Origin of the sequence: Gracilibacillus caseinilyticus (assembly GCF_022919115.1) — a bacterium.
GTDB classification, from domain to species: Bacteria; Bacillota; Bacilli; order Bacillales; family Amphibacillaceae; genus Gracilibacillus; species Gracilibacillus caseinilyticus.
In genome coordinates this window covers 3,543,861-3,566,398 of the sequence record NZ_CP095072.1, presented here as the reverse complement: position 1 = coordinate 3,566,398, position 22,538 = coordinate 3,543,861, and the positions used below count along the sequence as shown (strand labels likewise).

Genomic DNA, 22,538 nt, shown 5'->3' with positions numbered 1-22,538 from the left:
GGTTTTTTGTTTTTATTCTACTCTCCATGTAGCTACAAGATCAGTTGTAACACCACTCTTAGAATAATGATATTTTATTTCTTTGATTGTTACATCTCTATCATATATATAATTGTAGCTACCTTTTCTTTTTTCTCCCTCATAGATATATCCAGTATTATCAAAGTTCATACCATATCCAAGTCTATTAAATTCTTCTTCAAATTGTTCCTCATCTAAGGTAAACTTTAACGAACCAGCTTTTTCAAGAGGTTCTTCTGATTTGTTATGTACTTCAAAGAAAACTTCCACACCGTCTGATAAATATTCCACATTATGAATAGTTACCTCTATTTCATCATCCGAATAAGTTTCTCCTAATGCTAAAGTAGGTATTTCTTCATTTGTCCCATTCTCATTCTTATTAACAAGATCTTCTGACTCATGATTATCTTCTGTCATTGAATCTTCAAGTTCAGCAATTGTATTTTTTTGTGATTCTATAGTGTTAGCTTGTTCTTCAATTGTATTTTCTAAATCTTTTATAGTATCTGATTGGTTAGCTATCGTTTGTTCAGCTTCATTATTGGAGCAAGCAGTTAGCATTAATAGTAATGATAAGAGCATACATTTTTTCAAAAATATCATCCTCTCTGTGTTATACATTTATTAGAATCAGCGATTGGAAATCTTCCTTTTATTTCTTGGATTTGCTCTCGTTTTAGACTCAATTCTGATTAAACTTAATTTTATATCCATATTGTTTCTAGCAATATTTTCGATAGTATTTCCAGAAGAATTTGGATCATATTTTTGCAAATCAGCAAGTAAATTAGAATAAATACTATAAAACACACTTAATACACCAAAAATTAGTCCAAATACAGAGAATATATCCATAGTTGTTAATACAACCCCTAGTTGCTCAGCATTTATTAAAAATAAAAATAATAATAGACTTGATATTACTCCAGCAAAAGTAAATGTTATAGCAATCTTTTTAACTAAGGGAACATTATAGTATTTCTTGGTATTCTTAAATTGCTTATCTACATCTAATAAGTCAAACTTAATAAAACCTGTATATATGAATATTATTATATAAGTAACTGCCATTACATGTTTAAATTCTAAAAACCAAAATATCTCTTTGGTTAAATCTATTTTTAACGCTGAACTAATAATTGAAAAAGGAATTGTTGTGATAAGAGACAGAGCAACCAAATAAGTAAGGGCATGTAACATTTGTTTCATAAATGTTATCATACTTACAGATTGTAATTTATTTAAATAGTTCTTCATTTAAATAACTTCCTCATAGCTTTCCCTGCAATTTTCCCCGAAACACGTCTTCCCATACGCTTTCCAATTCTTCCTTTTCTTACAGCGTCCACATCATTCCATATTCTCAATATTTTATAGATTCTTGATTTAATACTCATATGATCTCCTTTATTGTCCGTGATACTTTCTCAATATCCTTATCAAAATTTATTATTTAATTCTTTGTATAATTCATAAGTCAGATCCATAAACATCTTTGCATTACCAATATGAGGTGCACCAAAAGGTTCGACAAGGTAATCAAATTTTTCCATACCTTCTTTTTGAATTAAATTTGCTAAATAACGATGTCTCAGTTGTTGATTTTTACAATTATACTTAAATTCTGGATCGTTAAAGATTATTTCTCTTAATTCTTTTTCATCTTGCTTTCGTTTCTCTTCTTTGTCTGCAACAACTCTCTTTACCTCATGATCAAAACTGTCTTCAATTTCTTCAATTGCTGCTTCTGCCACATATATTCCCTGATTTTCTATCCAAGGATTTTCTAGTTGTATTCCAACAAAAGTACCGTTCTGAAGCATAAATAGTGTTAAAGATTTTGGAATATCAAAATTTAGTGATTTAATCATTTTATTGTGTTTACTTACTATTTTTTTGAATTCATCTAAATACTCACTGTACCAATCAAATGGAATAATGTATTCTTCAGAATCATAGTAGGTGTAATAGTAATAAACATTATAGCAATTGGAGTTCTTCACAATCTGAAAAAAATCATCAACTTCATTTATATTAAGTTGAATTTGGTTAGATATTTTCATAGTATTTACTTCTATTGGAATCAAGCTATTTTCTTCGATAGTCTTTATAAGAAGCTCGTTTGTAGGAATAGTCATATAATCCCTCCTCTCATAATATTACCATATTTTTCTGATTAAGTTTTTATTTATATAGTAATTTAATGATTAATGATTTTATAAATATATATAAGGAAGAAACTCGGTTGATTTTTCTCCTCAAAGAAAGATAAAGCAAAATTCACCCCGAAAAATTCAACCTAGATCAAATTTTTCTTGTTATTTTGTGCTATTTATGCTATATTTTACTCAAGAAAGAGTGGTTAAGAAAACCTCTCAAAACCCTTATATGATGAACTATTTAAAGAAAAACCCACCAATTAATGAGCAAATGCTAAGAACAATGATGATGCAGATGGGACAAAAACCGTCACAAAAGAAAATTAAACAAATGATGCGTTCAATGAACAATCAGATGGATAATAAATAAACACGCATTGTAACATAATTGTCGAATTAGAATCCTTGCTTCATTCAAGCAAGGGTTTTATTATATTTATAGAGAGTTGAAGGATTGGAGGGGAGAGATTGAGTGAAGTAAATATTTTTATTGCTTTTGGAGCAGGCTTTTTATCTTTTATTTCACCCTGTGTATTACCACTTTATCCAGCATTTTTATCTTATATTACTGGCATGAGTGTAAATGATATTAAAGAAGAAAAAGCAATGTTCAATTACAAAAGCGTATTACATACTTTGTTCTTTTTAATCGGATTTTCAAGTGTATTTATTCTGCTTGGTTTCACGACAAGTTATGTCGGAGAATTTCTGACAAGATGGGATGATCTGATTCGACAGGTTGGTGCCATATTGATTGTATTCTTTGGGCTTGTAATTGTTGGTGCTTTAAATTTTGATTTCTTGATGAAAGAAAGAAAATTTCATTTTAAAAATAGACCAGCAGGTTTTTTTGGTTCCTATATTATCGGTATGGCTTTTTCATTAGGATGGACGCCTTGTACCGGTCCCATTTTGATGGCAGTCATATCACTCGCAGCAACCGATACTGAATTAGGTATGATTTTAATGTCGGCTTATTCACTCGGTTTTGCAATTCCATTCTTTATTCTTGCCTTTTTTATTGGTAAAATGAAATGGATACGACAAAATGGCCCGAAGCTTGTAAAAATAGGTGGATCTGTGATGATATTCATGGGATTCTTTCTGTTCTTCGATCTTATGACAAAATTAACATCCTTTCTCTCCGGATTTTTCGGTTTTCAAGGGTTTTAGTATTTCGAGTTCAACTGGAGGTGTAGTATGGCAGTAAAAAATGATTTGATTTTACGAACGATGACTGTGTTAATTTCTTTTATTTTATTTGGATTTGCAGTCAATTTATTTTTGGCAGGGCATAACGCGCCAGGCGGAGGATTTATTGGCGGGTTAATGACTTCTGCGGCTATTGTGCTGATGTATATGGCATATGGTGAACGTGCGATGAATAAAGTATTACCTTTTAATTATCGTACAGTGTTAGCAATTGGCTTGTTAATTGCAATTGCTACGGCTGTTGGTTCCTTCTTCTTTGGAGAGCCTTTTTTAAGTCAAACATTTGACCATTTTCATTTCCCGTTTTTCGGTGATATTGAATTAGCTACTGCTCTTTTATTTGATTTGGGAGTTTATTTAACAGTTATTGGTGTTACCATGACCATTGTCCTGACCATATCAAGTGATCGATAATTTTGCGCAGCAAAGACACGTAATCATATGATTAACGTGTTCTTGCTGCGTATTTTTTGTTTTGATAATCTTCTGGGGAAAATTGAAAAAAACGCTCGTATGGAGTGACGTCTATTTCTTTTTCTTTAAGTTTTTTTCGTAAAAATTTATGGTCTCTTTTTGGTGTTGCCATGATATACCCTTGTATTAAGGTTTCCTGCGTAATTGCTTGCTCATTTTTTTCCAATGCAATCTGACCAATTTTGCCGGCAATTTTTTGCCTCGCGACATCACGGAACAATTCAGGAACAGGAGCTACTAATTCCTCGAGAAATTGCTTTTCAGCATCTTTCCATAAATGGATTGATTGGTCGATATAATGTTGCTGCCAATCCAAATCAGATTTTCCGTCATCTTTAGGTAAACTTTTTAAAAATTTCCGAAACATAAAATAACCGCCTATGGCAATTAAGCCTAACAAAACAAAGGTCCACAACACGATAAACGTCATAAATTCAAAAGACAACTTATCCTCACCTACCATTTTTTTCTTCTTGATCTTAAAGAATGACATTTTAATTTTTTTGAAAATATAGTAATATAACATTGAATCGTATATTCAGTCATGATTATCTAAATTTCTCATATAATTTACTAGATCGTTGATATTATAGCATGATTAGACTTTTTTAGAAAACGATTTTGAAATTGTTAGGGGGGAGAACCTTGCTTAATTTCGCCGACCAGCCTGAGGGTAGGAGTGTAAGTGATGAAAGTGAACAAACGATCATGCTTGCAGACTTACCAAAGCCTATTCTCAATAAATTAGAAACAACCGGATTTGATTTTATCTGTATTAGCGATTACGCTGGGAAAATTAATTATATTACAAGTTCGATTGAAAAGGTGTTAGGTTTTCATAAATCACAATTAATGGGAAAATCAGTATTTCGTTATATTATGAGAGAAGATCAAAAATATTTACGGGCCTACTTAGATATAACTACCCTACAAGATCAAAAATTTTTCATACATATTCGGAATCAGATTGGCAGATTTATCATATTTGAAGTTGCAATACAAATAATGGATTGGCATGGAGAAAAGAAAATCCTGGCTTTAGCGAAAGATATTTCTGATAAAAAGCAAGCGGAAGAAATGTTAATAAGGTCTGAGAAAATGTCGATCGCTGGTCAATTAGCTGCTGGTATTGCACATGAAATAAGAAACCCTCTAACTTCTCTGAAAGGCTTCGTCCAGCTGTTACAAGGTGGTATCACAAGTAAAGAGGAATATTATAAGATTATGATTGAGGAAATTGATAAGATAAATGCCATCACTTCTGAATTATTATTCATTTCCAAACCAATGACAGACGATAAGAATAATGAGAATGTGAATGATCTTCTGCATGACGTCATGACCTTGCTTCGTACACAAGCAAATTTATACGATATCGATCTAGTATTAGAAGCAGAGCAAGATTGCCTGGTACTTTGTGATCGTTCACAAATCAAGCAAGTATTTATTAATTTAATTAAGAACGCAATTGAAGAAATGGCAAATGGGGGCATGATCCATGTCTTGGTTGAACTTCGAGGGAAAGAATGCATGATTGCGATTAAAGATCAAGGTCCTGGTATACCGAAGCATTTGATCCATAAACTAAAGGAGCCTTTTTTTACCACGAAAAAGAACGGGACTGGTCTTGGTCTAATGATATCCAATCAAATTATTGATAACCATCATGGACGATTAGAAATTGAATCAGAGAAAGGGCAAGGAAGTACGTTTAAAATTTTCTTACCTACCGAATAAAAGTAAATCTGTCTAGTAAATGTTCTGACAGATTTATAGCTATTATTTCATTTTTTTGTTGTGAAACATTTTACTTATAAACCGATTTCATTTAAAATAGTATGGTGCGTACTATGTTACATAGTATTTAGAGATATGAGAGATTGTATTTCGGTCTAACATTTTTGAAGGGGGTAACGCTAGGAATGACTAATCAGAATCCATTTCAAGCAAAAAAGCAATTTGATCTGAACGGGAAAACGTATAATTATTACCAGTTAAAAGCATTAGAAGAAGCAGGGATTGGTAATATCGATCGCTTACCTTTTTCGATTCGTGTTTTACTAGAATCGTTAATTCGTCAGCATGATGGACATGTTATTAAGGATGAGCATGTAAAGAGTTTAGCAAACTGGGGGAAAGAAAAAGGGGAAGATGTACCTTTTAAACCTTCACGAGTTATTTTACAGGATTTTACTGGGGTGCCGGCAGTTGTAGACCTTGCTTCATTACGCAAAGCAATGGTAGATATGGGCGGATCACCTGATAAAATTAATCCGGAAGTACCAGTGGATCTAGTTATTGACCACTCCGTACAAGTTGATGAATATGGTACTAAAAATGCATTACAGGCAAATATGGAGTTAGAATTTGAACGTAATGCAGAACGTTATGAATTTTTAAATTGGGCTCAGAAGGCATTCAATAATTATCGTGCTGTTCCACCTGCAACTGGTATTGTACACCAAGTTAACTTGGAGTACATCGCAAATGTGGTACATGCTATTGATAATGGGGATGGTGAAGTGGATGCATTCCCTGATACATTAGTCGGTACAGATTCTCATACAACCATGATAAACGGTCTAGGTGTGTTAGGCTGGGGTGTTGGTGGTATCGAAGCGGAAGCTGGAATGCTTGGACAACCTTCTTACTTCCCTGCACCTGAAGTAATTGGTGTTAAGTTTACTGGAAGTTTCCCTAATGGGACAACAGCAACAGACTTGGCGTTAAAGGTAACTCAGGTACTTCGTGAGAAGAAAGTAGTTGGTAAATTTGTTGAATTCTTCGGCCCTGGTCTTGAAGATATGCCGTTAGCTGACCGTGCTACCATTTCCAACATGGCTCCAGAATACGGAGCAACTTGTGGATTCTTCCCTGTTGATGCGGAGGCGTTGAACTATCTTCGTTTAACTGGTCGAAGTGAAGAGCAAATTGCATTGGTTGAGAAATATTGTAAAGAAAACAGTTTATGGTATTCTTCTGATCAGCCTGATGCAGAATTTACAGAGCTAGTAGAAATTGACCTTTCTGATCTGGAACCAAACTTGTCAGGACCGAAACGTCCACAAGATTTAATTCCATTATCTGATATGCAGCAATCATTTAATAAAGCAATCACAGCTCCAGCTGGTAACCAAGGATTTGGCTTGGATGCATCTGAATTTGACAAAGAAGTAGAAATCGATCATCCAAATGGCAACAAATCTGTTATGAAAACAGGTGCTGTTGCCATTGCAGCCATTACATCTTGTACGAATACTTCTAACCCTTACGTTATGTTAGGAGCAGGTCTACTTGCGAAAAATGCTGTCGAAAAAGGACTTGAAGTTCCTGAATATGTGAAGACATCATTGGCTCCAGGTTCAAAAGTAGTAACGGGTTATTTACAAGATTCTGGCTTAATGCCGTATCTTGATCAACTAGGATTCAACTTGGTTGGTTATGGTTGTACAACTTGTATCGGTAACTCAGGTCCATTGCGTGAAGAAATTGAGAAAGCCATTGCAGACAGTGACCTAACCGTTTCATCCGTTTTATCTGGTAACCGTAACTTTGAAGGACGTATTCACCCATTAGTGAAGGCTAATTACTTAGCATCACCACCATTAGTAGTAGCATATGCATTAGCTGGTACGGTTGACATTGACTTGAATAACGATCCTATTGGTCAAGATAAAGATGGCAACGATGTATTCTTTAATGATATTTGGCCATCTATGGATGACGTGCGCGATCAAGTTAAGAAAGTAGTAACACCTGAAATCTTCCGTAAAGAATATGAGAATGTATTTGAGTCTAATGAAAAATGGAACGCTATCGAAACAACGGACGAACCATTATATTCCTGGAATGATGACTCTACTTATATTCAGAACCCACCATTCTTTGAAGGATTATCGAAGGATGCTGGTAAGGTAGAAACATTGTCTGGTATGCGGGCAATTGGTAAGTTTGCAGATTCTGTTACGACGGATCACATCTCACCAGCAGGTGCGATCGCAAAAGATATGCCAGCAGGTAAATATTTGCAGGATAAGCAAGTGTCTCCTCGTAACTTTAACTCTTATGGCTCTCGACGTGGTAACCACGAAGTTATGATGCGTGGTACGTTTGCAAATATTCGTATTAAAAACCAGCTTGCACCAGGTACAGAAGGTGGATTTACCACTTACTGGCCAACTGGAGATGTCATGCCTATTTATGATGCAGCAATGAAATACCAGGAAGATGGTACAGGACTTGTTGTATTAGCAGGTAATGATTACGGTATGGGAAGCTCGCGTGACTGGGCTGCCAAAGGTACAAATCTATTAGGTATTAAAACGGTTATCGCACAAAGCTTTGAGCGTATTCACCGTTCTAACCTTGTTATGATGGGTGTATTACCTCTACAGTTCCAAGAAGGCGACGGCCCAGATTCTCTTGGTTTAAGTGGTAAAGAAACATTTGAAGTGGAAATTGACGAAACAGTAAAACCTCGTGATCTTGTAAAAGTTACAGCTACAGACGAAGATGGCAAGCAAACTTCATTCGAAGTCATCGCTCGCTTTGATAGTGACGTCGAAGTAGACTACTATCGTCACGGTGGTATCCTTCAAATGGTATTACGTAACAAACTAGCTTAATATATAAACCAAAAGATAGCCTGCAACCACAGGCTATCTTTTTTTATCATTATCATCAAAAGAAAATTGTATACACATCCATTCACGTAATTGAAATACAGCTGATAATACGGATTATGTATACGAACTGCTTAGTGGTAATTTTGAAATTATTCATGTGCTGGGATACTGCTCCGGCCAACCACTTCGCGTCCTGCGGGGCACGGCTGAAGATCCACTTTGTCTGTGCCTGTGTCTGCAAGTATTGCTTCGAAGTAAGCTTCCTCGGCACAAGGCAGCAAAGAAGTAGTGCAAGTAGTAGCCTAGCTGAATTCGTGCCCCATAGGACGCGGAGCATATTTCCGGAGCTTTGCTAAGCGCATAAAAAATTTCATAATAGCCAAATTGTTATACATCCCTAGTTGACATAATATATATTATGTCAACTAGGGATGTGAGCAAGTTTTTCACTTTATCTACATAATTTGATAATTAGACGCTGTCACAATAATTCGATATAATAGTATTTAGTGTAAAAGTAAAGGATGAAGAAATATGTGGAAAAACATTATTTCCATTTCGATTATTATACTGTTGGTTGGCATATTTATTGTGACCAATTTTACAAATATCGGCCAAGATGAGCACAAACCTAATATTATTGATGTAACCGGTGATACGTCCGTAGAAGGCGGTTCGATAAGCGCGCCGAACGCTTATCAAGTAAACGAAGGGGAAGAAGCGCCAAATTTCACCCTGGAAAATCGTGAAGGGGAAGAGCAGCAAGCCTTCGACCATGATAAGCCGTACACGTTGGTTAATTTCTGGGCAACCTGGTGTCCGCCATGTGTGGAAGAAATGCCAGCGTTACAAAAGTTCCAGCAACAAAATGCCGAAACGGTACAAGTTGTGGCTGTAAATGTCACAAATACCGAAACATCAAAAGAAGTGGTCTATGATTTCCTTGATAATGGTACATTCGAATACCCCATATTATTTGACGAGGAAGACATCGTCTATGACGGATATTCTATTATCAATATGCCCACATCCTTATTGATCAGAACCAGTGACCTTAAAATATTGAAACGAATCAATGGGTCAATGACGCTTGAACAAATGCAAAAGTATTTAGAAGATGCTCAGAGCAGTTAAAGACGGGGGAAGGAGTAGTTACGTGACTATGCAACAGTGGACAGAGATAGAGCAAAAAATTCAAAGTTGGAATTCGCTTGACGACATTCCTCCATTTAATGAGATTGAAATACTGCGATTGCTCGAGGAAGTCGAGCAATCGTCTTATTCGTTATCCAAAGGTACAGAGGCGTTGTTATACAGTATGCTGACTTTTTTTCGCTTGAAACGTAATGTAACAGACGATCATTTGAATCATCATCTTGAACAACTGAAACAGGATAGTGAACATCCGATGGTCGGAGAGGTCCAGTCACTGAAACATTATTTATCGGTTTATCAAGAATTGGCACATGTTGATTTAACGCAGTATCAGATGCGCGAAACAGATTTTGATCCGGTGAAATTAAAAAAAGCGAAGGCTTTAGTAACGGAACTAATTGATCTAGCGAAATTGCAAGTAGGTGGAACGGGGAGCACAAGTAACTTAAAAAAAGTATATGATCAAATATTTGTTCAAATCGAGGAATTAGAAGACCTGGCAGAAGGACTGATCTTTGCACTTGAACAACGAAAATCGACAAAAGAGATTCAGCCTTATAATGATGCCATCGAGAAACTGCGTCATTATATCACGCTGTTTCATGACAGGTTACCTGATTTTATGAAAGACGAGTCCAGTGAAGATCCGTTAGATGCATTACATCAAATGGTTGGACTTCAGGATGTGAAACAGTATATCAATCAATACTACCATTATTTAAAGTATCAGCAACGCCGAAAAGAAGCGGGCTTCCAAATGGTAGATGAACAAGGCTTAAACATGGTGATTACGGGTAACCCAGGTACGGGGAAAACGACGATAGCCCGGTTACTGGCTAATATATATTACCGGCTTGGGTTATTGAAAAATAACCATGTTGTGGAAGTAAACCGTTCGCAGCTTGTTGGCTCCTTTATGGGGCAAAGTGAAGAAAATACATTAAGCTATGTAAAAAAAGCTGTTGGTGGTGTCCTGTTTATCGATGAAGCGTATAACTTAAAACGAGAAGACCAGACTGGCAATGATTATGGACAAGCTGTCATTGATACGCTGGTTTCCAGTATGACAAGTTCAGACTATGCGAATCAGTTTGCTGTGATTATAGCAGGTTATCCAGAAGAAATGGAACACTTTCTCTGGTCGAATCAAGGACTCAGAAGCCGATTTCCAGACGGCAACTTCATCCATTTACCTGATTTTTCGAATAATGAGCTTGCCCAAATCGCAGAAGATACAGCGTTGCAGAATGATTACTTTTTTACGGAAAAAGCAATTAACCAATTTATTTCCTTAATAGAGAAGTCTCGTGTCGATGAATCTTTTGGTAACGCTAGAACGGTAAAAGATTTAGTCTTAAAAGTTATTTTTCATATTGGTGCGAAACATCTATTGCCATTGGAAGGTAGTTGGCTGTCTCATATGCGGATTACCGAGCAGGATGTAGTAGACTTAGACGATCAACAGGACACTTTGAATAAACCGATGGAGCAGTTAGATCAATTAATAGGGCTCGATAATGTGAAAGAAGAAGTGAAAAAATTATCAGCATTTGTGCAAGTTCAGCAGAAACGGAAATCATTACAGCTTCCAAAAGTACCAATTCAATTGCATGCAGTATTTTCAGGAAATCCTGGAACAGGAAAAACTACTGTTGCCAAATTGTATGCTCAGATTCTAAAACAATGCGGTTTATTAAAACGTGGACACCTAGTGGTAGCATCAAGAAGTGACCTCGTTGCCGGCTACGTTGGCCAAACCGCGATCAAGACAAAAAATAAAGTACGAGAAGCTCTTGGTGGCGTATTGTTTATCGATGAAGCCTATGCCCTTAACCGTGGTCAAAAAGATTTTGGCAAAGAGGCAATCGATACACTCGTAGATGAAATGACGCGACATAATGAGAACCTGGTCATTATTTTGGCTGGCTATCAGCGAGAAATGGAATCATTCATTTCTAGTAATCCTGGGTTGGAATCCCGTTTTAAGAAATATTTCCATTTCCAAGACTATACGAGAGAGCAATTAATGGATATGACAAGATTTCATGCCCATGAATATCAATATAAATTGGAAGAAGCAGTTATTCCATTTCTATTGGAGCAATTTGACAATACGAAAATCACTGGCAACGGTCGGTTTATTGTCAATTTAATCAATGAAGCGATCCAATACCAGGCACTTCGACTGGATTTAGAAACAGATGAAGTTGATTCCTTTGAATGGTTAACGGAGAAAGACTTTGCATTAGCTTGGAATTCAATGAGGAGGACAAATTAATCATGAAAGTAACTACACCGATAAAAGTCAGATATCAAGAGACAGACCAAATGGGAGTAGTGTATCATGCCAATTATTTAATTTGGTTTGAAATTGGCAGAACTGCTTTTATTGAAGAACTGGGTTTCAGATACCATGATATGGAGTCAGAAGGTGTCGTCTCTCCAGTTATTGATGTCAATATTCAGTTTAAACAACCAATCCGATATGGACACGATGCATATGTGGAAACATGGCTTGTTAAATATAATGGGATAAGAACAACGTATGGTTACAGGATTACTGATCAGAATGGGGAAGTGGCTGTTACAGGGGAAACGCAGCACGTAATTGTCAAAAAAGATAATTTTCGTCCTCTATCTTTAAAAAAGCATTTTCCTAATTGGCATGAAGCATACCAACGTGCATTACAGAGTGAGGACGCATAATGGCATTTGGTTTAGATCGTCAAACCCTGCGGCAATGGAAGCAGGAAGTGTTACACGGAAATATAGCGTTTTTAACCCACTATTGGATAGATGACCGATTTCCGGGATGCACGACTGTAACGAAAGTAGGATGCAATGATTATCGCAAATTGATTGCTTGGGGTGAACAGTATGGATTGAAACAAGAATGGATACATCATGACCCCGATTATCCCCATTTTGACCTGTTCGGTGAACGGCAGAAAGCAATTTTGCAACAAGAAAAACAATGGCACCACATTAACAAATTTAAGTTATAATAAGAAAAGCGCAAGCGCCCGTTTAGAAACGTAGCGACTGGACGGCATTAACTGAGATAAAGGAATCACGGTGAGCAAGTGATGTCGATGATGACTTTCGCCCAAGGGCATAAGGTCGACTAGGCCTCTGGTTATCACCAATCGGCATGTCTTCTTTATCTTAGGGCGATGCAGGAGGTCACCTAGTATCTGGGCGCCCGAGTGGACATGGCTGTTCACGTTAGAAAGCAGTACGAAACCTAAAAATTTTATACTCCCTCTTTATTCTAACGAAATCTCTTGTTTTCTCTGTTTAGCTTAGAATTTCAGTTTATTTATCAAGAATCTATTACCTTTTTATGGATATAGAGAACGTTTTTTGTGTAGAAGGGTGCACTTAATAAACCATTCTCCTCTTTTTGAGAAAAAATAGGAATTATTGATATGATCGCACCTTTAATTCCCACAATACTCATGGCGACAAACCCTCCCACATCTCACCGCGTCTTTGCGCATACATTCCTTCGTTCGGTCTATCCATGAAGTGGGGCCGGCGATGCTTTCCTGCAGGGTCATTGCCCGTTTGTATAAAACTTTCCAGCTGCTCCGTGCTTCTATTATTAGGGATGATTCTATTCCAAATAAACGTCTAATCAAGCTTCACTTTGTACAGGTGACATCCTTATGTCTTTAGGCTACATGTTGTAATCGAAAATGCGGAATATCATGCAACATCTTCTCGGGACTAAATGGCACTTGTTTTGTTCCAACTGTAAATAATATGCGAATCAATTTACAACATAGGGCTATCAAGGATTGCTTTTTCTTCAACGAATTCTCTTTTCTGGTCGTAAAATAACCATGTAATGCTTTAAATGCAGGATTATGATGAACTAAAGGCAACACGACTTTAAATAATAGGGCTCGTAATTTAGGACGTCCCCTCTTCGTAATCACGGTTTGGCCTTTATATTTACCTGACGTAGCTAACTTTAAGTTTAACCCTGCTAACTTAATGATCTGTTCGGGATGGGTATACTTGTTTAGTTCCCCGGTTTCTGCGAGGAATGAGGCAACCGTTATTTCGCCTATTCCGTTTATATCTGTCATTTCTTTCACACCAGGAATCGGTCTAATTAATTCTTTTACCATGTCCAACACTTCATTTATCTTTTGATGGAGGAGGGCATATTGATCCATCAAGGTGTGGATTTTCACCCTCGCCATCCTTCTTTGATCCCCACAGATTCACTTGATACCTCTTTTAGATGGCGGATCTTTTTTAACCCAATTCCTCGTTTCACTTCTTTGCGCATTTCTAGTAGAAGGCGTTCTTCATCCATTTTGGCTACCTCTTCCGGGAATAATCCCAGCTTCAATAGTTGAATCGATGCTTTTCCTTCCCAATTCGCAAAGACTTTCGTATATTCTGGATAATACCGATCCAACCATTGATGAACACGCCCTTGAACAGCTTGAAGATCTTTCATTAACTGCTCATACATATTCATCCCTTCCCGAAGATCTGCATAAATGGCTTCTGGTAAGTGCGGATCAGCGTAGCGTCCATCTTGAATCAAGCGCGAAATCACTCGAGCGTCTTTTACATCATTCTTCGTTGGTGAATTATCATCCAGCTCTTTTGACTTCTTCACATGTGCTGGATTAACAACTACAACTTTATATTGCTTTTCCATTAACCAATAGGCGAATGGCAGCCAATAGTGGCCGGTAGGCTCCATACCGATGATCCAATCACTTTTATTGTGCTGCCCCGCTAACTCTTTTCTCCAACACTCAAATCGTTGGAAGCCTTCCAAACTATTGTCAAAATACAGCACTTTTCCAAATTGTATGCCTCGGTAATCTTGAGCGCGAGCAACATGCCTTTCTTTGGCTATATCCACTCCAATAATCAAAGTTTGTTCAGACAGTTGTAATATCTTTTCATTTTGTTTATAATGCATGATAGTCCTCCTTGGTTTATTTAAGGGTCCTTTTTGCTGATCAGCTCTGGACACCTCGTATCATACCAAGGGGGCTTTTTTTATTCAATCCTCATTTTGCTTTATTACAGGAATGCTTTCTTACCTGTTTAGAAAAACTCGGCATTCGCCTCGTCTATAGTGAGTGCCGAAGTTTTACTTATACTTTGTACGTTCTACATTTTCACTACGTCGATCTGCTTCATCGCTAAAATTTTATACTTTCTGAACGTACAAAGAAAAGAGGCATGGAAATTCTCCATGCCTCTTTCAAGTTAGTGTTTTGTTTTTTTATCAGGGACAGGATCGAATCCTCCTGGGTGAAAGGGATGACACTTTAGAATGCGTATGACCGATAGATAGGAAGCTTTCAACACGTTAAAGCGTTGAAAGCATTCCAGACTATATTGGGAGCAGGTCGGTTGAAATCGACAGCTCGGTGGAAACATTGGGCTAATAAATTGTTGATAAAATCGAATCAATAGCATGATCAATTTTTTCACTAGCACTCACCTCAACGGTCCAATGCTTTATCATAGGTAATTGATGCGATTGCATCATGCAGGTGAATTGATTCTTCATTTTGACACGTCACCGTAAATTTTTCGACAAATGGCATTTCATATAAATCTGCAGCTACTAATCGTACCATATCCTCTACAAACCGTGGATTCTCATAAGCTTGTTCTGTCACCATTTTTTCATCTGGACGTTTTAATACAGGGTGTACGCGAGCGCTGGCATTACTTTCAGCAGCCTCTAATAATGCTTGCTTCCAGTCAATGATCTCTTCATCAAAGTTACCAGCGAGTTCCGCTGTCATTTTGACAATTCCTCTTTGATTATGGGCACTGTATTCACTAATTTCTTTCGAACACGGGCAAAGGGTAGTAACTGTCCCTTCAAGCGATACAGTGATTTGATAGCCAGCATGACGGTCATAATTTATTTTTATTGATGCTTCCGCATGGTTCATTCCCGGCATATCTGATGCAGGACCTCTGCGTTCAAAAAACCAAGGAAATTTAATGGTGATTTGATTATCATTCTGCTCTAAACGTTCAGCCATCTTTTTCGTAAATGCTTTTAACGAACTAATCGAAAGTGGAAAAGGGCTGTTATTACTGGATTCTTGGATCATTTCCGTAAATCTGCTCATATTCGTCCCTTTATGATTTTTCTTAATAGAGGAAGTCATTTCAAACGTACCGATCGTTGTCTGGGTAACCGGACTAACTTGACTCTCTACTTGAACAGGTTGCTTAACATTGGCAATCCCGACATGATCTATATCAAACAAAAAATCTTTCTTAGTATTTTGTAAATCAGGCATTTTTTCTTTTTCAGTAGGTTTTGTCTTTTCACCTGGTTCAACTGACCCGAACAATTTATGTCGATCTGCTTTATTTGGCAGTTGGTTGGTGTTTATATCTTTCATGATTAGACCCCTTTCGTCATCAACTATTTCAAAGTATACTTAAACATTAAGTAATATTCAATTTAAAAATCTCGAAAAAGAGGATCTAATGATTCATTAGACCCCGTTACATCCATTTAATTTTCGGTTCGGTTTTGTTTATAATCCGTTTAATGTTTGCCTGGTGCCGGTATATGACAAATATCGTCAAGACAGCCGTAACGATGGTTAGACCGGTTTCCTGCATTATTAGAGTAACCACAATCGTAATAATTCCAGTCAACATCGAAGCCAATGATACATACTTTGATAAGTACAAAATCACAAGAAAACTTAAAATCATAATTACAAAAACCAATGGATTTACACCTAAAATAACTCCAGCTGATGTCGCGACGGCTTTACCACCTTTAAAATTGGCAAACAGTGGATACATATGGCCAACTACAGCAAAGATACCTATTAGCAATGGAAAGACATCTGCGTGGAAAAGGACCGGTAATGCAGCTGCTAGCGTCCCTTTTAGAATATCGACCGTGACCACGATAATGCCAGCTTTTACACCAAGTACCCGAAATGTATTGGTAGCACCTAAATTACCGCTGCCGTGTTCACGTATGTCTTTCTTATAGCCTGCCTTTCCTACGATTAATCCGGTAGGAAAGGAGCCTAGTATGTACGCAATTATGATAAAAATAAAATATTCCATTATCAAACTCCTCAATCTCTGATAGACTTCATTGATGTCTCTATTTTAGCATGTTATTTGTAAAAAAGTACACGGTTGATGTAAATTTTGTTATTGTAATAGATAGTAATGGTTTGTTTAACAATAAATACCTGTCCATTGGTAGAAATTTATCAGTAGACTTGCGTCAATTTGCATTAAATGGTTTAATCAATAAAAATGAGGTGTAACAATGAATAAAGAAAATGAACAGCATACGATGCAGGAAATACTAGAAAATACGAAAACAATTGCTGTTGTCGGTTTGTCTGATAAACCATACAGAACCTCGTATCAAATTGCTAAAGCAATGCAGAAGGAAGGGTATCGCATTATCCCTGTCAACCCAAATATAGAGGAAGTGTTGGGTGAAAAAGCATATGACAGTCTTGCAGCTATTAATGAACCATATGAATTAGTTAATGTATTTAGAAGGTCTGCCTATGTCAAAGCTCTTGCAGAAGAAATAGTCAAAGCGGATGCAGAATATGTTTGGATGCAGCAAGGCGTCACTGATTCAGAAGCATATGATATATTAGTAAAGCATAATAAAAAAGTTATAATGGATAGATGTATTAAGGTAGCGCATGCTGTCTTAATGAAATAACTTTACAAATTAGAACGAATGTTCTATATTTCATAAGTAAGGATATGAAGTCGATAGGCATTTGAAGTGATTGCTGGGAAGGAGTATCGAGGAAGTAATGAGTAATAAGCCAACATATAATGATGAATCAATTCAAGTATTAGAAGGACTGGAAGCAGTAAGAAAAAGACCAGGTATGTATATTGGGAGTACAGATGCAAGAGGTTTGCATCATCTCGTATTTGAAATTGTGGATAATTCCGTAGACGAAGCATTATCCGGTTTTGGAGAAAAAATCGAAGTGATCATTCATGAGGATCAAAGTATTACTGTAGCTGATAGTGGCCGAGGAATGCCTACTGGTATGCATCAAACAGGCAGACCTACCCCTGAAGTAATTTTGACGGTTTTGCATGCTGGTGGTAAATTTGGTCAGGGCGGATACAAAACAAGTGGTGGTCTTCACGGTGTAGGGGCTTCGGTTGTGAATGCCCTGTCAGAATGGCTGGAAGTAACTATTCATCGTGATGGTGGCGTGTTCTATCAACGCTTTGAAAATGGTGGAAAACCTGTCACCACGCTTGAAAAGAAAGGTAAAACGAAAAAGTCCGGTACGTCGATATCCTTCAAACCAGATCGGTCGATTTTTTCAACGGAGGCTTTTCAGTTTGACATTTTAGCAGAGCGGTTGCGAGAAGCAGCATTTTTGTTAAAGGGAATTACTATTGATTTGAAGGATGAACGAAAAGAACTTGTGAAAGAAACCTATCATTACCCAGATGGTTTAAAGGAATTTGTCACCTATTTAAACGAAGAGAAAGATGCTTTGCATGAGGTAGTGGCGTTTGATGGTGAGCAACATGGAATGGAGCTTGACTTCGCATTTCAATTTAACGATGGATACGCTGAAAATATTTTATCGTTTGTTAATAATGTGCGTACTAAAGATGGCGGTACCCATGAATCTGGTGCAAAAACAGCTATCACGAGAGCTTTTAATGAATATGCTCGCAAGGTGAACCTGTTAAAAGAAAAAGAGAAAAACTTAGAGGGTAACGATATTCGAGAAGGGTTTACGTCTGTTGTGTCTTTAAAAGTTCCAGAAGAAAAACTACAGTTTGAAGGACAAACAAAAGGAAAGCTCGGAACGGCTGAAGCACGCTCGATTGTAGATGCAATCGTTGCAGAGCAGATGCAATATTTCTTAGAAGAGAATCCTGATATCGCCTCAATGCTCATAAAAAAAGCCATCCGGGCAAAAGATGCAAGACTTGCAGCAAGGAAAGCTAGAGAAGAAGCGAGAAGCGGTAAGAAGAAACGCCGTAAAGACGCGCTGCTAAGTGGTAAACTTACTCCTGCACAATCACGTAACGCAGAGAAGAATGAATTATATCTTGTAGAAGGTGACTCCGCTGGTGGTTCAGCTAAACAGGGGAGAGATCGTAAGTTTCAAGCCGTCCTCCCACTAAGAGGTAAGGTCGTCAACACAGAAAAAGCTAAACTCGTTGATATTTTAAAAAATGAAGAAATATCTACTATTATTCATACAATAGGTGCTGGCGTTGGGGCGGATTTTTCGATTGATGATGTGCAATATAACAAAGTCGTTATCATGACAGATGCCGATACAGATGGTGCTCATATTCAGGTCTTATTATTAACATTTTTCTACCGTTACATGCGCCCATTAATTGAAGCTGGTAAGGTATTTATCGCATTACCTCCACTATATTTGGTTTCGAAAGGAAAGGGTGCTAAAGCACAGAGTGAATATTGCTGGACAGAAGAAGAGTTAGCAAAAATCACGAGAAAATTCAAAAATGGTTATCAAATTCAACGATACAAAGGTTTAGGCGAAATGAATGCAGATCAATTATGGGAAACGACGATGAATCCTGATACACGAACGCTTATCCGTGTTACAATCGATGATTTGGCAAGAGCAGAGCGCCGTGTGTCGACGTTAATGGGGGATAAGGTAGAACCTCGGAGAAAATGGATTGAGTCACATGTGCAATTCAGTCTTGAAGAAGACGAAAATATTATTGATAATGAAAATATTCAAATATAGGGTTGTTTAGGAGGAATACCGTTGGCAGTGGAAGAGAAGTATTTAGATCTCCCGCTTGAAGATGTAATGGGTGATCGATTTGGGCGATACAGTAAATATATTATTCAGGACCGTGCGTTACCAGATGTGCGAGATGGTCTAAAACCGGTACAACGCCGCATTCTTTTTGCAATGCATGAAGAGAAGAACACGCATGATAGAGCACATCGTAAATCGGCCAAAACAGTTGGTACTGTTATTGGGAATTATCATCCGCATGGTGATTCATCGGTTTATGAGGCCATGGTACGTTTAAGTCAGACTTGGAAAGTACGGAATGTATTAGTAGAAATGCACGGAAATAACGGTAGTGTCGATGGAGATCCTCCTGCAGCTATGCGTTATACGGAAGCACGCTTGTCTGCGATTTCATCTGAATTAATTAGAGACATTGATAAAGAAACGGTCGACTACATTCCCAATTTTGATGATACGATCAACGAACCAGTGGTGCTGCCTGCTAGAATTCCTAATTTATTAGTGAACGGATCTACTGGAATTTCTGCAGGTTATGCGACGGAAATTCCGCCACACAATCTAGGAGAAGTAATCGAGGCGATCATGAGACGCCTTGATAAACCGACAATAACGGTAGAGGAGTTATTGGAAATAGTGAAAGGTCCTGATTTCCCTACTGGCGGAATTATTCAAGGGTATGAAGGGCTAAAAAAAGCTTATCAAACTGGTAAAGGTAAAATTGTTGTTCGCGGTAAAGCGGAAATCGAACCATTGAAAGGAAATCGCGAACAAATCGTGATTGATGAAATTCCATACGAAGTAAACAAAGCTTCACTTGTTAAGCGGATGGATGAATTACGAGTAGATCGCAAAGTAGAGGGTATTGCAGAAGTCCGAGATGAAACAGATCGTACTGGACTCAGAATCGTTATCGAATTAAAAAAGAATGCTGATAGCCAAGGTGTATTAAACTATTTATACAAAAACACGGACTTGCAAATTACCTATAATTTTAACATGGTAGCGATCAAGGATAAGACGCCAAAATTATTAGGCCTTATCGAGATTATTGATGCCTATATCGCACACCAGCGAGAAGTAGTTACAAGACAAACACGATTTGACTTGAATAAAGCTGAAAAACGTGCCCATATCGTAGAAGGTTTAATCAAAGCCGTCTCTATTTTGGATGAATTGATTCAAACCATTCGTGCATCGAATGATAAACAGGATGCGAAGAAGCGGATCATGGAAGCATATGGCTTTACAGAGCCACAGGCCGAAGCAATTGTGAACTTGCAGCTTTACCGTTTAACGAATACAGACATTACCGCTTTAGAGAAAGAAGCGACTGAATTACAATCTGCCATTGCGGATTATCGTACAATACTTTCTGATGATAAGAAATTAATTTCGGTTATCAAGAAAGATTTGCGTCAAATGAAGAAACAATATGCGGACGATCGCCGTACAAAGATTGAAGAAAAAATCGAAGAATTAAAAATTAATGTGGAAGTTACCGTGGCAAGTGAAGATGTAATTACTTCTGTAACAGAACATGGATATGTCAAACGTACTAGTATCAGATCTTATACTGCTTCTAGTGACGAAGACTTTTCGATGAAAGAAGACGATCATTTAATTTCATTATTAGAATTAAACACAACCGATCATTTATTGCTGTTTACGAATAAAGGACGCTATATTCCATTACCAGTCCACCAATTGCCGGATATCCGCTGGAAAGAGCTTGGACAGCACTTATCAAATATAGCTTCAATTGACAAAGAGGAGACCATCGTTAAAGTAATTCCCATCAGGGAGTTTGCGAAAGACAAATACTTAACCTTCTTTACACAAAATGGCATGGTCAAGAAAAGTACACTCGATCTCTATTTCTCTCAACGGTTCTCACGACCACTGATTGCTCTGAATCTTAAAAAAGGTGACGAATTAATCAATGTCTATTTAACGGATGGGAATCGAGATGTGTTTATTGCAACGAATAAAGGCTATGGCCTTTGGTATCATGAATCAGAAATATCTGTCATTGGACAGCGTGCAGCTGGTGTGAAAGCAATTCAGCTCAAGGGTGAAGAATTTGTTGTCAATGCTGTCTTGCCAAATGAATTGCACGAGAAACGTCAACTGTTTTTAACGACTCAACGCGGGGCATGCAAACGGATGTCACTCGATCGTTTTGAAAAATCTTCTCGTGCCAAAAAAGGTTTAGTAATGCTTCGTGAATTGAAAACAAAACCGCATCGTATTGTCGGTTTTGAACTTGTGGATAACAAAGATACCATGCAATTATTTACGGCAAAGGGAGAAACACATCAAGTCAAACCGATGGAATTACCGCTCAGTGACCGTTATAGCAATGGATCCTATGTATTGGATAGCGATATTGCAGGCGAGGTGACCATGGTCAAAAATCAGCGCGAATTGAATAAACCGTTCGACAGCGAAAAAGAATAAACAAAAAATAGACACCCTGATCGATCTTGGGTGTCTATTTATTTTATAAAAAATCTTTACAGTGATTAAGGCGAAATTACAAAGCGTATTGTACCTAAGATTGAGAAGTTAGAGTGCTTATAATACGGATGTAATACTAGCTTAATGGTAATTTTGAAATCACTAATGTGCTAAAATATCGCTCCGGCCAACCACTTCGCGTCCTGCGGGAGTCTACGTGGTTGGCCTGTGCTAGAGTGCAGACTCTACAACTAGTGTCACAGGTAGTATTTTGTCTGTAACCATATGTCCTACTAATCATGTATACTTGCATAGAACCACTGCTTTTAGCTGTTTCAATTGTCAGAAATTCCCTTCAGATAAGGAAATATGTGGAGACTTCCCTGGGATCAGTCGTGTCCGAAAATCCCACAGGAAAACAGGCTTCTTTCCGAGGAAGCAGATCGACGACCCCACAGGACGCGGAGCATATTTCCGGAGCTTTGCTACGCAGTTAAATCATTTCAAAGTTACCATATTGATACACAGTTCCACTTTACATAATCCTTTTTGTCAGAAGCTCTTTTCATTCAATCTGCATAAAGGATAGTGGATTTTCATTGGTTTTTAAGAAAAGCATTAGCGTTATATGGAAAAAATCAGTA

The 22,538-nt window shown here is 37.4% G+C and carries 18 protein-coding genes and 2 pseudogenes; 12 read left to right on the top strand and 8 right to left on the bottom strand.

What is annotated here, in order from left to right; genetic code table 11:
• Positions 1-12: 12 nt before the first annotated feature.
• From MUN88_RS17015 to MUN88_RS17005, 3 genes are all read right to left on the bottom strand, one after another.
• A complete protein-coding gene (locus MUN88_RS17015) occupies positions 13-618 on the bottom strand; it encodes a hypothetical protein (RefSeq protein WP_244717160.1) in 606 nt (201 codons plus the stop codon).
• 36 nt (positions 619-654) lie between these two features.
• Positions 655-1,281 carry a hypothetical protein gene (locus tag MUN88_RS17010; protein WP_244717158.1) on the bottom strand — a complete coding sequence of 209 codons (627 nt, stop codon included), beginning with the start codon at positions 1,279-1,281 and terminating at the stop codon, positions 655-657.
• A 182-nt stretch (positions 1,282-1,463) separates the two neighbouring features.
• Positions 1,464-2,162: a hypothetical protein gene (locus MUN88_RS17005; protein WP_244717156.1), complete on the bottom strand. Its 699-nt coding sequence runs from the start codon at positions 2,160-2,162 to the stop codon at positions 1,464-1,466.
• Positions 2,163-2,409: 247 nt separating this feature from the next.
• Here MUN88_RS17005 and MUN88_RS17000 point away from each other — a divergent pair.
• From MUN88_RS17000 to MUN88_RS16990, 3 genes and pseudogenes are all read left to right on the top strand, one after another.
• Positions 2,410-2,553 (top strand): annotated as a pseudogene (locus MUN88_RS17000) (YneF family protein); the annotation flags it as partial.
• 98 nt (positions 2,554-2,651) lie between these two features.
• A complete protein-coding gene (locus MUN88_RS16995) occupies positions 2,652-3,356 on the top strand; it encodes a cytochrome c biogenesis CcdA family protein (protein ID WP_244717154.1) in 705 nt (234 codons plus the stop codon).
• A 27-nt stretch (positions 3,357-3,383) separates the two neighbouring features.
• Positions 3,384-3,809: a Na(+)/H(+) antiporter subunit B gene (locus MUN88_RS16990; protein ID WP_244717152.1), complete on the top strand. Its 426-nt coding sequence runs from the start codon at positions 3,384-3,386 to the stop codon at positions 3,807-3,809.
• Between the two features lie 31 nt (positions 3,810-3,840).
• On the opposite strand, the gene MUN88_RS16985 is transcribed toward MUN88_RS16990, so the two are convergent.
• On the bottom strand, positions 3,841-4,332 hold the full coding sequence (locus tag MUN88_RS16985) for a DUF2621 domain-containing protein (protein ID WP_244717150.1): 492 nt from the start codon (positions 4,330-4,332) through the stop codon (positions 3,841-3,843).
• Positions 4,333-4,514: 182 nt separating this feature from the next.
• Here MUN88_RS16985 and MUN88_RS16980 point away from each other — a divergent pair, with 182 nt between their 5' ends.
• From MUN88_RS16980 to MUN88_RS16955, 6 genes are all read left to right on the top strand, one after another.
• The gene (locus MUN88_RS16980; protein WP_244717148.1) at positions 4,515-5,606 is read left to right on the top strand and encodes an ATP-binding protein; all 1,092 of its coding nucleotides are present in this window, start codon (positions 4,515-4,517) and stop codon (positions 5,604-5,606) included.
• 185 nt (positions 5,607-5,791) lie between these two features.
• Positions 5,792-8,494, top strand: a complete 2,703-nt coding sequence (acnA, locus tag MUN88_RS16975) for an aconitate hydratase AcnA (RefSeq protein ID WP_244717146.1) — start codon at positions 5,792-5,794, stop codon at positions 8,492-8,494.
• Between the two features lie 534 nt (positions 8,495-9,028).
• Positions 9,029-9,628 (top strand): TlpA family protein disulfide reductase, encoded by a 600-nt coding sequence (locus MUN88_RS16970; protein WP_244717144.1) that lies wholly within the window; start codon positions 9,029-9,031, stop codon positions 9,626-9,628.
• A 28-nt stretch (positions 9,629-9,656) separates the two neighbouring features.
• The gene (locus MUN88_RS16965; protein WP_244724595.1) at positions 9,657-11,927 is read left to right on the top strand and encodes an AAA family ATPase; all 2,271 of its coding nucleotides are present in this window, start codon (positions 9,657-9,659) and stop codon (positions 11,925-11,927) included.
• Positions 11,928-11,929: 2 nt separating this feature from the next.
• Complete coding sequence (locus MUN88_RS16960; protein WP_244717142.1) at positions 11,930-12,355, top strand: acyl-CoA thioesterase; 426 nt, start codon at positions 11,930-11,932, stop codon at positions 12,353-12,355.
• Positions 12,355-12,654 carry a hypothetical protein gene (locus MUN88_RS16955; RefSeq protein WP_244717140.1) on the top strand — a complete coding sequence of 100 codons (300 nt, stop codon included), beginning with the start codon at positions 12,355-12,357 and terminating at the stop codon, positions 12,652-12,654. The genes MUN88_RS16960 and MUN88_RS16955 overlap by 1 nt, the downstream gene beginning before the upstream one ends.
• Positions 12,655-13,323: 669 nt before the next feature.
• Here the strand turns inward: MUN88_RS16955 and MUN88_RS16950 are convergent.
• The 4 genes and pseudogenes from MUN88_RS16950 to plsY form a co-directional block, all read right to left on the bottom strand.
• Positions 13,324-14,600 (bottom strand): annotated as a pseudogene (locus MUN88_RS16950) (IS110 family RNA-guided transposase).
• Between the two features lie 293 nt (positions 14,601-14,893).
• Positions 14,894-15,106 (bottom strand): membrane protein insertion efficiency factor YidD, encoded by a 213-nt coding sequence (gene yidD / locus MUN88_RS16945; protein WP_369810002.1) that lies wholly within the window; start codon positions 15,104-15,106, stop codon positions 14,894-14,896.
• 26 nt (positions 15,107-15,132) lie between these two features.
• Positions 15,133-16,056, bottom strand: a complete 924-nt coding sequence (gene folE2 / locus MUN88_RS16940; RefSeq protein WP_244717136.1) for a GTP cyclohydrolase FolE2 — start codon at positions 16,054-16,056, stop codon at positions 15,133-15,135.
• A 106-nt stretch (positions 16,057-16,162) separates the two neighbouring features.
• Positions 16,163-16,744, bottom strand: a complete 582-nt coding sequence (gene plsY, locus MUN88_RS16935) for a glycerol-3-phosphate 1-O-acyltransferase PlsY (RefSeq protein WP_244717134.1) — start codon at positions 16,742-16,744, stop codon at positions 16,163-16,165.
• Positions 16,745-16,955: 211 nt separating this feature from the next.
• Between plsY and MUN88_RS16930 the strand changes: the two genes are divergently transcribed.
• The 3 genes from MUN88_RS16930 to parC all read left to right on the top strand — a co-directional run bounded on the left by MUN88_RS16930 (position 16,956) and on the right by parC (position 21,894).
• Positions 16,956-17,369, top strand: coding sequence for a CoA-binding protein (locus MUN88_RS16930; RefSeq protein ID WP_244717132.1), 414 nt, complete (start codon positions 16,956-16,958; stop codon positions 17,367-17,369).
• A gap of 97 nt (positions 17,370-17,466) precedes the next feature.
• The gene (parE, locus tag MUN88_RS16925) at positions 17,467-19,419 is read left to right on the top strand and encodes a DNA topoisomerase IV subunit B (RefSeq protein ID WP_244717130.1); all 1,953 of its coding nucleotides are present in this window, start codon (positions 17,467-17,469) and stop codon (positions 19,417-19,419) included.
• A 21-nt stretch (positions 19,420-19,440) separates the two neighbouring features.
• The gene (parC, locus tag MUN88_RS16920) at positions 19,441-21,894 is read left to right on the top strand and encodes a DNA topoisomerase IV subunit A (RefSeq protein ID WP_244717128.1); all 2,454 of its coding nucleotides are present in this window, start codon (positions 19,441-19,443) and stop codon (positions 21,892-21,894) included.
• The last annotated feature ends 644 nt before the right edge of the window (positions 21,895-22,538 follow it).

Bases quoted from the DNA above. Each gene is read 5' to 3' on its own strand.
- MUN88_RS17005 (WP_244717156.1), bottom strand. From the start codon at position 2,162: ATGACTATTCCTACAAACGAGCTTCTTATAAAGACTATCGAAGAAAAT.
- plsY (WP_244717134.1), bottom strand. From the start codon at position 16,744: ATGGAATATTTTATTTTTATCATAATTGCGTACATACTAGGCTCCTTT.
- MUN88_RS16960 (WP_244717142.1), top strand. From the start codon at position 11,930: ATGAAAGTAACTACACCGATAAAAGTCAGATATCAAGAGACAGACCAA.
- MUN88_RS16965 (WP_244724595.1), top strand. From the start codon at position 9,657: ATGCAACAGTGGACAGAGATAGAGCAAAAAATTCAAAGTTGGAATTCG.
- MUN88_RS16990 (WP_244717152.1), top strand. From the start codon at position 3,384: ATGGCAGTAAAAAATGATTTGATTTTACGAACGATGACTGTGTTAATT.
- MUN88_RS17010 (WP_244717158.1), bottom strand. From the start codon at position 1,281: ATGAAGAACTATTTAAATAAATTACAATCTGTAAGTATGATAACATTT.
- MUN88_RS16930 (WP_244717132.1), top strand. From the start codon at position 16,956: ATGAATAAAGAAAATGAACAGCATACGATGCAGGAAATACTAGAAAAT.
- MUN88_RS16955 (WP_244717140.1), top strand. From the start codon at position 12,355: ATGGCATTTGGTTTAGATCGTCAAACCCTGCGGCAATGGAAGCAGGAA.
- MUN88_RS16985 (WP_244717150.1), bottom strand. From the start codon at position 4,332: ATGGTAGGTGAGGATAAGTTGTCTTTTGAATTTATGACGTTTATCGTG.
- folE2 (WP_244717136.1), bottom strand. From the start codon at position 16,056: ATGAAAGATATAAACACCAACCAACTGCCAAATAAAGCAGATCGACAT.
- yidD (WP_369810002.1), bottom strand. From the start codon at position 15,106: ATGCTATTGATTCGATTTTATCAACAATTTATTAGCCCAATGTTTCCA.
- parE (WP_244717130.1), top strand. From the start codon at position 17,467: ATGAGTAATAAGCCAACATATAATGATGAATCAATTCAAGTATTAGAA.
- MUN88_RS16970 (WP_244717144.1), top strand. From the start codon at position 9,029: ATGTGGAAAAACATTATTTCCATTTCGATTATTATACTGTTGGTTGGC.
- acnA (WP_244717146.1), top strand. From the start codon at position 5,792: ATGACTAATCAGAATCCATTTCAAGCAAAAAAGCAATTTGATCTGAAC.